The 1,064-nt window shown below is 53.1% G+C and carries 2 protein-coding genes; both read left to right on the forward strand.

Features of this window, described 5'->3' with window-relative positions; translation table 11 throughout:
* Positions 1 to 665, forward strand: a 665-nt coding sequence (locus AD944_RS00250) for a ParA family protein (RefSeq protein ID WP_248845787.1), incomplete at its 5' end; no start/stop codon positions are given.
* A complete protein-coding gene (locus AD944_RS00255; RefSeq protein ID WP_045543375.1) occupies positions 662 to 988 on the forward strand; it encodes a ribbon-helix-helix domain-containing protein in 327 nt (108 codons plus the stop codon). The genes AD944_RS00250 and AD944_RS00255, both read left to right, overlap by 4 nt.
* Positions 989 to 1,064: the final 76 nt, after the last annotated feature.

Genomic DNA, 1,064 nt, shown 5'->3' on the forward strand with positions numbered 1-1,064 from the left:
AACACCCATTCACCCGAAAAGGCGAAACCATGAAAACGGGAAAGATTGTGGTCATCTCAAAGCTGAAAGGCGGTTCAGGTGCGACAACACTCACCCGCGAACTGGCTACGGCGGCACTAGATGCAGGGCAACCGGTTGCTATCATCGACCTTGATGCACAGGGTAGCTTAACGAATTGGTGGAACCGTAGGACAGCAGCTAACTCAGCCGCAGGGCCTAAGCTAATCCAGTTATCACCCGAAAAGCTGCCTGATATGATGGAACAGCTACGTGGCAAGTTTGATTTGGTCTTAATAGACACGCCACCAAGCACCCATGACGCCTTGCGGAAGATTGCCAGCAAAGCAGATATGGCCGTGATACCTACCAAACCAACGCCGGACGATCTGGACGCCGTAGGGCCGGTCATTCGTCAGCTGCGCGGTGTTGTGCCTATGGCGTTTGTGATTAGTCAGATCACCAGCAAGCGCAGCCCTGACGTAGTGGAGGCGACCGAATTACTTTCTGCCAGAGCGCCGGTCATAGGTCGCACCGTCATTCGCGTGGGTTACTATCGGGCAGCCGGTGTGGGGCAATCTGGGTTCGAGACTGACAAGACAGTCAGAGAAGAAATTGCCACCGTCTATGATAACCTCATGGCCCTGTTAGGAGATTACCACGCATGAGCAAGCGGCCTTCCCTTGGTTCCATTGGTCTTGATCTGGACGATATAGAGGCCAAGCCCGCCAGTGGTCAGAAAGTAGCAGCCTTTCATGAGCAAGCGCCTACACAGCCGCCACAGGATCAACCGGGGGCATATGTCAAAGACAAAGCGGTGAATATGACGGTCTATCTCTTGCCGCATGACCACAAGCGACTGAAACAGCTTGCCGTTGAGCATGATACTACCATTCAAGCGTTAGTCATGGATGGGCTGGATGTGATCTTAAAGGACAACGGGCAGGAACCGCTCACCCGCTGGAAAACCAGACGTAAGCCGAGAGGGTGAACACCTTATAAGCTGGTCAATGTTTCACGCGTTCAAGTTTTCGGGTGAATGGGTGTTAAGCTGACTGTCAGCATTG

It is taken from the genome of Acetobacter tropicalis (genome assembly GCF_001580915.1).
Taxonomy (GTDB): Bacteria; Pseudomonadota; Alphaproteobacteria; order Acetobacterales; family Acetobacteraceae; genus Acetobacter; species Acetobacter tropicalis.

Excerpts from the sequence above, each read along its gene's own strand:
- AD944_RS00255 (WP_045543375.1), top strand. The coding sequence starts at position 662 with ATGAGCAAGCGGCCTTCCCTTGGTTCCATTGGTCTTGATCTGGACGAT.